Source organism: Streptomyces sp. NPDC051940 (assembly GCF_040680895.1).
Classification (GTDB): Bacteria; Actinomycetota; Actinomycetes; order Streptomycetales; family Streptomycetaceae; genus Streptomyces.
Map to the genome: position 1 here is coordinate 1 of NZ_JBFAXR010000208.1, position 9,244 is coordinate 9,244.

Annotated in this window: 3 protein-coding genes; all 3 read left to right on the plus strand. The window is 73.6% G+C overall.

The genetic code is table 11. The features are described 5' to 3' along the window. Positions 1-156: 156 nt before the first annotated feature. Positions 157-2,736, plus strand: coding sequence for a beta-L-arabinofuranosidase domain-containing protein (locus tag AB0M28_RS38670; protein ID WP_365415219.1), 2,580 nt, complete (start codon positions 157-159; stop codon positions 2,734-2,736). A 32-nt stretch (positions 2,737-2,768) separates the two neighbouring features. Then, entirely contained in the window at positions 2,769-6,161 is a 3,393-nt protein-coding gene (locus AB0M28_RS38675) for a glycosylhydrolase-like jelly roll fold domain-containing protein (RefSeq protein WP_365415221.1), read from the plus strand. Between the two features lie 16 nt (positions 6,162-6,177). Then, on the plus strand, positions 6,178-9,244 hold a 3,067-nt coding region (locus tag AB0M28_RS38680; RefSeq protein ID WP_365415223.1), incomplete at its 3' end, for a family 78 glycoside hydrolase catalytic domain.

The following is a 9,244-nucleotide window of genomic DNA, read 5'->3' on the forward strand; positions in this document are numbered from 1 at the left end:
CCGGCGCGGCAACGCCGCGCTTCGTCCGGGGGGCCGGCCGCCGGTCGCGCCGTCCCCCCCGCGACGGCTCGACCGGCCTGCCCGGTCCGGGTCCGCACTCCCCGAATTATTGAACGATTCAATTCATCGAAGCGCTTGCAGCGAAGGAGCCGCAGCATGCCCGGAACAAGCCTGGCGAGACGCGATTTCGTGATCGGATCCGGGTCGCTGGCCGCAGCCGCACTGATGGCATCGGGCGCGCCCGCAGCGGTCGCCGACTCCCCCAGCACACGACTCGCCGACTCCCTCAGCACGCGACTCGCCGAGTTCCCGCTGGCCGACATCCGGCTCCTCGACAGCCCCTTCCGCGCCAACATGCGGCGCACCTGTGCCTATCTGAAGGCCGTCGACCCCGACCGGCTGCTGCACACCTTCCGCCTCACCGTGGGTCTGCCGTCCCGGGCCGAGCCCTGCGGCGGCTGGGAGGCGCCCACGGTCCAGCTGCGCGGCCACACCACCGGCCATCTGCTCTCCGGGCTCGCCCTCGCCCACGCCGGCACGGGGGACGAGGAGTACGCCGCCAAGGGGCGGTACCTGGTGGACGCGCTGGCCGCCTGCCAGAGCGCCGCGCCCGCCGCCGGCTTCTCCGAGGGCTACCTGTCGGCCTTCCCCGAGCAGGTCTTCGCCACCCTGGAGGCGGGCGGCAAGCCCTGGGCGCCCTACTACACCGTCCACAAGATCATGGCGGGCCTGCTCGACCAGTACCGGCTCTCCGGCAACGAGCAGGCCCTCGAGGTCCTCACCGGCATGGCCCGCTGGGCCGGGCGCCGGATGGCCGCGCTGACCGGCACCGGGCTGAACAACGTGCTCCGCGTCGAGTGGGGCGGCATGAACGAGGTGCTCGCCTCCCTGTATCTGGCCACGGGCGACGAGGCCGCGCTGCGCACCGCGCGCCTCTTCGACCAGGAGGACCTGTTCGGCCCGCTCGCCGAGGGGCGGGACGAACTCGCCGGCCGCCACGCCAACACCGAGATCGCCAAGATCGTGGGGGCGGCCCGGCTGTACGACGCCACAGGCGAGGACCGCTACCGGGCGATCGCCGCCGCGTTCTGGGACCTCGTCGTACGCGACCACTCGTACGCCATCGGCGGCAACTCCAACCAGGAGTTCTTCGGTCCGCCCGGCGAGATCGTGAGCCGGCTCTCGGAGGACACCTGCGAGAACTGCAACACGTACAACATGCTCAAGCTGGGGCGCGGGCTGTTCCTCCGGAACCCGGAGAAGGCCGCGTACATGGACCACTACGAGTGGGCGCTGTACAACCAGATGCTCGGCGAGCAGGACCCCGGCTCCGAGCACGGCTACGTCACGTACTACACCGGCCTGTGGGCGGGTTCGCAGCGGCAGCCCAAGGGCGGGCTGGGGGCCGCGCCCGGCAGTTACAGCGGCGACTACGACAACTTCTCCTGCGACCACGGCACCGGGCTGGAGACGCACACCAAGTTCGGCGACTCGATCTACTTCCGGACCGGTGAACCGGCCGGAGATCCCGAGCTGTACGTCAACCTGTTCATCCCCTCCGAGCTGACCTGGCGGGAGACGGGCGTGACGATCCGCCAGACCGGCGGCTACCCGGAGGAGTCGGACCGCGTGCGCATCGCCGTCACGAGCGGTGCCGCCCGCTTCCGGCTGCGGGTGCGCGTCCCGGGCTGGCTCGGCGACGCGGACCGGGCGCTGGTCCCGCACGTGACCGTCAACGGCGAGGAGGTGGACGCCGCCCGGGTGCGCCCCGGCTCGTACCTCACCCTGGACCGGAGCTGGCGCACGGGCGACACCGTCGAGCTGGTCCTCCCCCGGGCGCTGACCTGGCGCCCCGCCCCGGACAACCCGCAGGTGCACGCCCTGTCGTACGGGCCGCTGGTGCTGGCGGGGGCGTACGGGGACGTCCGGTCGCGCACGATCCCCGCCCTGGTGCGCTCGTCGGTGCGCCCGGTGGCCCCGGACGGCGTGGAGTTCACCGCGGCGCAGACGGACGGCACCGCGGTCGCGCTACGGCCCTTCCACCGGGTCCACCACCAGCACTACAACGTCTACTTCGCGACCGAGCCCCGCCCCGCCGCACCCCGCGACCTCGCCGTCTATCCGCTCGCCGAGGGCACCGGCACCACCGCCGCCGACACCACCGGCACGCAGCCCGACGCCCTGCTCGCCGCCGGCGCGAGCTGGACCACGGGACGCGACGGGCACACCCCCGCCGTCGCGTTCGACGGGGCGGGCGGACACCTCGCCCTGCCGGCCGGCCTGGTCACCGGGCTCACCGCCCTCACCGTCAGCGTCTGGGCCCGGGTCGACACCCAGGCCAACTCGGCCCGGATCTTCGACCTCGGCTACCACAAGTCCACGTACCTCTTCCTCGCCGCCCGCACCGGCACCGGCCGCCCGCGCGCCGCCCTGAAGATCGCCGGGATGGAGGGCGAGGACGTCGTCGACGCCGACGCGCCGCTGCCCACGGGGAGCTGGACGCACCTGGCCCTGACGATCGGCGGCGGCCGCGGCGTGCTGTACGTGGACGGCCGCGAGGCGGGCCGCAACGACGCCCTCGTCACCTCGCCGCTGCTGCTCGGCGCGACGACGAGGAACTACCTGGGCCGCTCGCAGAACGCGACCCACCCCTACCTGCACGGCGCGGTGGCCGACTTCCGCGTCCACAACCGGGCCCTGCCGGCAGCCGACATCGCCGCGCTGGCCCGCTCCTGACACCCCTCCCACCGCACACAGAAAGCACACCCATGCCCCAGCACGACCTTGGCCTGCCCAAGCTCGACCGACGCCGTTTCGTCGCCCTGTCCGCCCTCACCGCCGCCGCGGCCACCACCGGACTGCCGGGCGCCGCCTTCGCCGCCGGACCGGGCGCCGGTCCCTTCGACCCCGCCGGCTTCGCCGACCCGCGCCGCGACAGCCGGCCCGCCGTGTACTGGTACTGGAACGGCCCCGTCACCCACGAGCTGATCGAGACGCAGCTGGCCGACCTGCGGTCCAAGGGCCTGTACGAGGTCGTCGTCTTCCCGTACGACAACGCGGACATGCAGCCCGCCTTCTTCACCGAGGGCTGGTTCGACGTCGTCGGCCACGTGCTGGAGACGGCCGAGAAGACCGGCATGAAGGTGTGGCTGTTCAACGACAACCACTTCCCGAGCGGACGCGCCGGGTACTTCATCACCCAGGGCGGCACCGTCGGTTCGCGCACCTACCAGCCCCGTCCCGACCTGCGGCTCAAGGGTCTGTGGCGGTCCACGGCCGTCGTCCGGGGACCGGCCACCGTCCGGCTGGGCGAGACCACCGGCGTGGGCGTCGACAAGGGGCAGCTGATCGCGGACTCCGCCCTGCTCGCCGGGCCCGCCGTGCTGCGGGACGGCGCCGCCTGGGGCGATGTGACCGTCACCGCCAACCTCCGGGCCGACGTCGCAGCCGCCGGACTGCTCGTACGGGCGTCGGGCTCCGGCGGCGACGGGCTGCTGGTCGAGGCGGACCAGACCGGGGTCGTCACCGTCTCCCGCGTCGCGGGCTCCGCCGTCACCCAGATCGCCAGGTCGACCCGGACCGACGGCTTCAACAAGACCAAGTTCCACCTCCTCGCCGTCACCCTGCGCGGCGGGATCTGCTCGGTCACCCTCGACGGCCGGGACAAGGGCACGGTCACCGACGACTCACTCACCCACGGCACGGTGGGCGTGTACGCCCGCGACGGGCAGCGCTCGCTGTGGGAGGAGCTGACCGTCACCGGCGCCGACGGCGCCGTCCTGTACCGGCAGACCTTCGACGACCCCGCCGCGGCGGGCGACTTCACCGTCCGCGAGCTGTCGGCGGGCACCGTACGCCCGGTCGCCGCCACGGCCCGTCCGGCGGGCGTGAACGACGCCGACGGGCTGGTGGAGCTGACCGGGCAGCTGTCCGGCGGCACCTGGCAGGTGCCCGAAGGCAGCTGGCAGATCGACCTGTTCGGCGGCGTCGACCTGCGCGACGACTCCTCCGGCTACATCCGCGGCTACACCGACCTCCTCGACGACGAGCCCGTCGAGCTGTACCTCGACATCGTGCCGGGCGAGTACCACCGCCGCTTCGCCCGCTACTTCGGCACCGTCGTCAAGGGCTTCTGGGACGACGAGCCGTTCATCGCCTCCGCGGGCCCCCACCCCTTCAAGCGCCGTCCCTGGTCGCCCGCCCTCGCGGGCGCGCTGGCCGCGGTGGGCGCCGAGCCGGGTGCGGCGTACGCCTGCGCCTTCGACGATCTGGGCGAGCGCGGGCGGGTGCTGCGCGGCCGGTACTGGCAGGCCGTCTCCGACCGGTTCTCCCGCTACTTCCAGAAGCAGTCCGAGTGGTACGCCGAGCGCGGCGTCCGGCTGATCACCAACCCGCTGTACGACGAGGAGAGCCCGTCCAAGCGGATCGTCTCCACCGGCGACCTGCACAAGGTCAACCAGTGGGCGCAGGTGCCCGGCGGCGACTGCATCACCGCCGAGTACGAGCTGGGCGTACCGACGATGGACCCGCGCAACCCGGCGTCCGTCGCCCACCAGACCGGCCGCCCGCGTGTGCTGATGGAGGCGTTCGGCAACATGGGGTGGCAGGTCGCCCCCGACTTCATGCGCTCGATGGTCGGCGCGTACGCCACCCGCGGCGTCAACCTCACCGTGCTGCACGCCCTGTGGACCGACGAGACGCACGTCTTCTTCGCGCCGCCGTTCGGCCCGCGCAACCCCTGGTGGTGGGCGATGCCGCCGGTCTCCGCCTGGATCGGGCGCGTGATGGAGCTGGCCCGCGGCACGTCCGGGGCCCGTACGGCGCTCCTCCAGCCGCAGCGGGCGGCCGAGCAGTTCACCCAGACGGCCCGGCAGGGCGAGGTGGACGGCCCGTTCGCCGACACCGCGTACGCGCTGGAGCGGGCGCAGGTGGACTTCGACCTCGTCCACGAGGGCGCGCTCAGCGGCGACAAGGCGCTGCTCGCACAGGCGGAGGCGGCGGACGGCGTGCTGGAGGTGGGCAGCGCGTCGTACGAGCTGGTCGTGCTCCCGCCGACGCCCGTGCTGGACGCGGCGACCGTGCGCACCCTCGCCGCCTTCGTACGCTCCGGCGGCACCGCGGTCGCGGTGGGCGGGCTGCCCGCGCTCGCGGCCGACGGGGACAACGCGGCCCTCGCCCGCGAACTGGGTGCGCTGTTCCCCGAGTCCGGCACCCGTTCCGTGGGCAGGGGCCGGGCGGTGCACGTCGCGGACGCCGAGGAGCTGGGTGCCGTGGCGCGCGGCGCCTCCGTGACCGCCGCCGTGCTGGAGCCCGCCGCCCCCTCGGTGCGTGTGCTGCGCACGCGGCGCGGCGCTGACACCGCGTTCCTGTTCCACAACGACGGCGGCACCCCCGTCGCGACCTCGGCCCTGCTGCCCGTCCACGGCGAACCCGAGCTGTGGGACCCGGCCGCCGGCACCGTACGGCCCGCCCCGGTGCGTTCCGTGCCGACGCGGGGCGGCGTGACGCTGCCCCTCACCCTCGCCCCGTACGAGACGCTCGCCGTGGTCGTCCGCAAGGACGCCGACGCCGCCCCGTACCTCACGGACGCCGACGGCCTCCCGGTCACCGGCGTGACGCGCGGCACCGGGACGCTGCGGGTCGCCGCCCTCGCCGAGGCGCCGGGCACCCACCGCCTCACCGGCCGCGACGGCGACCAGGTGTACGCCGGGACGGTAAGCGTCACCGACCCGCTGACGCCCCTCGCCCTCGACGGCGACTGGACGCTGACCCTGGCCAAGGAGGGCGCGCAGCCCGTCACCCGGCCGCTCGGCAGCTGGGTCGACCTCGACTCCCTGTTCTCCGGCAGCGGCACCTACACCAAGGACGTCACGCTGGACGCGGCCGCCCTCGACGGGCGGCGCCTGCTGCTCGACCTCGGCACGGTGCGCGAGGTGGCCCAGGTCACCGTGAACGGGCGGGAGTTCGGACCGGCGCTGTGGTCCCCGTACGCCGTGGACGTCACGGAGGCGCTGCGACCCGGCGTCAACAGCTTCTCCGTGCGCGTCTCCAACACCCTCTCCAACGAGCGCAAGAAGCCGCTGCCGTCCGGCCTGCTCGGCCCGGTCACGCTCCGCCCGCGCCGCCCCCTGACCGCCGATCTGCCCGCGAACCGCGCCTGAACCGGAGACCACTTCCATGGCCAGACGTTCCCTTCTGCTCGCGACGGCGCTGACCGCCCTGGTCACCGTCGTCCCCTCCGCCCTCCCCGCCACCGCCGCCCCCGCCGGCGGCGGCTCCGTCGAGGCGACGGCGCTGCGCACGCAGTACCTGAGCACGGCCCTCGGCATCGACGACACCACCCCGGACCTGAGCTGGCAGCTCGCCGCCTTCGGCCCGTACGCCGCGCAGAGCGCCTACCGCGTCCAGGCGGCCACCAGCCGCGCCGCGCTGGACGCGGGCCGGCCTGACCTGTGGGACTCCGGGAAGGTCGACTCGCCGCTGCCCCGGGCGACTTACGCCGGGGAGGCGCTCGGCTCGCGCACCCGCGTCTACTGGCGGGTCCAGCTGTGGTCGCCGGGCGGCGGCGCCTCCGAATGGAGCGCGCCCGCCGTCTTCGAGACCGGGCTGACCGCCGCCTCCGACTGGTCCGCCGACTGGATCACCCACCAGGACTGGCAGCTCGGCAAGCGCGCGGTCGAGCCCGTGACGGTGACCCTGCCGCGCACCACCGCCCGCTACGTCCGCCTCGACGTCACCCGGCTGGGGCTGCCCCTCGCCGACGACTCCCTCGCCCTCAGCCACCGGCTGCAGCTCGCGGAGATCGAGCTGCGCGACTCGGCCGACCCGGCCGCGAACGCCGCCAAGGGCGCAACGGTCACCGCCTCGGAGTCCACCACCGTACGCAAGGTGTGGGAGCCGAAGCTGGCGGTGGACGGCCTCACCAACAGCGCCTGGAACCAGGCCGCCGGCTACTCCGGTCTGCCGCACCCCGGCGCCGACGTCGGCGGGACGCCCGTCACCGTCACCCTCGACCTGAAGGAGGCGAAGACCTTCGACCAGCTCGTCCTGTACCCCCGGGCCGACGTCCTCACCGCCGACGGCCGCGTCCCCGGCTTCCCGGTCGACTACTCGCTGGCGGCCTCGGACACGGCCGACGGCCCGTACAGCCGGCTCACCGAGGTCAGCGGCCAGCGCGCGCCGGAGCCGTACCTCCCGGCCGGACTCCCGCTGTTCGCGAAGGACTTCACGCTTCCCACGGAGTTCCGCTCGGCACGCCTGTACGTCGCGGGGCTCGGGGTGTACGATGCGAGCGTCAACGGCCGCCCCGTCGGCGACGCCGTCCTCGAACCGGCCAACACCGACTTCGCGGACCGCGTCCAGTACGCCACGTACGACGTCACCAAGCAGCTGCGCGGCGGCGCCAACACCGTGGCCGTGGAGCTGGGCAACGGGATCTCCAACCAGCTCAGCACCGCCGACCGCTACCGCAAGCTGTACGGCAACAAGGCCGACCCCAAGGTCATCGCCCAGCTGGAGGTGACGCTCGCGGACGGCACCGTCCGCCGGATCGCCACCGGCGACGACTGGCGCACCGCGCTGGGCGCCACCACGTCCTCCAACTGGTACGGCGGCGAGGACTACGACGCCCGCCGCGAGCTGCCGGACTGGAACCGGCCGGCCGGCGACCGGTCCTCGTGGCGGTCCGCGACCGAGGTGGACGCCGGGAGCGCCCCGGCCGCCCTCAGCGCCCGCGAGACCGAACCGGTCCGCGTCGTCGGCACCCTCGAGGGCACCGAGGTCTCCGGCGCCGCGCCCGGCAGCCGCGTCTTCGACCTGGGCCGCAACATCGCCGGCTGGCCGGAGCTGACCGTCACCGCGCCGCGCGGCACCGTGCTGCGCGCGTACCCGGCCGAGAGCCTCAAGGACGGCCACGCCTTCCAGTCGATCAGCAACGTCGGAGCCCCGTTGTGGGACGGCTACACCGCCGCCGGCACGGGGTCCGAGACCTGGCATCCCAAGTTCGGCTACCACGGCTTCCGTTACGTCGAGATCCGCGGGCTGCCGGAGGGCGCGACCGTCTCCGTGCGCGGCCGCGTCCTGCGCGCCGACAACGCCTCGGCCGGGGCGTTCACCAGCTCCGACGGGCTGGTGAACGGCATCCACTCGCTGATCCGCCGGTCGGTCGAGGGCAACATGATGAGCATCCTCACCGACTGCCCGAGCCGCGAGAAGCTGGGCTGGCTGGAACAGGACCAGCTCGTCTTCCCCACCCTCGCCGCCAACTACGACATGCAGGCGTATCTGCGCAAGATCGTCCGGGACATGGCCGACGCGCAGACCACCGAGGGCCTGATCCCCTCGACCGTCCCGGACTACGTCGAGCTGGCCGGGACGTACCGCAACGACGCCAACTGGGGCGGCGCGTTCGTCCTCGTCCCCTGGCAGCTGTACACGACGTACGGCGACACCGAGACGCTGCGCGCGTACTACCCGCAGATGAAGCGGTACGTGGCGTTCCTGGAGCAGAAGGTCTCCGGCGGCATACTCGACTACTCGCTGGGCGACTGGTTCACCCCGGACCGGACCTTCCCCAAGGCCGTGTCGGGCACGTACGGCTACTGGCGGATCGTGAACGCCCTCAGCGCCATCGCAAAGGTGCTCGGCGAGGACGCCGACACGGCCGTCTACCGGGAGAAGGCGGACGTCAGCGCGAAGGCGCTGTCGGACCGGTACTGGGACCCGGCGACGGGCACGTTCGGCGGCGGCGGTCAGGGCGCGGAGGCGCTCGCCCTGGACATGGGCGCGTACCCGGCGGGTGAGCGGGACCGGCTGCTGGCCCATCTGGTGTCGTCGGTGGAGTCGGCCGGCCACCATCTGCTGCTCGGCGAGATCTCGCTGCCGGCGGCGATCCGGGTGCTGTCGGAGTCCGGCCGCGACGACGTCGTGTACCGGATCGCGACGCAGACCACGTCCCCGAGCTACGGCTACCAGGTCGTCGCGGGCAACACCACGCTCGGCGAGAGCTGGGACGGCGGTTCGGGCCAGTCGCAGAACCACTTCATGCTCGGTGCGATCGACGCCTGGTTCACCTCGCGGCTGGCCGGCCTCGGCCAGACTCCCGGCTCGGTCGGCTACCGCGAACTGCGCATCGCGCCCGCCGTCGTCGGCGACCTCACCTCCGCGCGCGGCGCCTACACCACGCCGTACGGCGAGGCGGCCAGTGACTGGGTGCGCGACGGGGACGAGCTGCGCCTGACGGCGA

Bases quoted from the DNA above. Each gene is read 5' to 3' on its own strand.
- AB0M28_RS38670 (WP_365415219.1), top strand. From the start codon at position 157: ATGCCCGGAACAAGCCTGGCGAGACGCGATTTCGTGATCGGATCCGGG.
- AB0M28_RS38675 (WP_365415221.1), top strand. From the start codon at position 2,769: ATGCCCCAGCACGACCTTGGCCTGCCCAAGCTCGACCGACGCCGTTTC.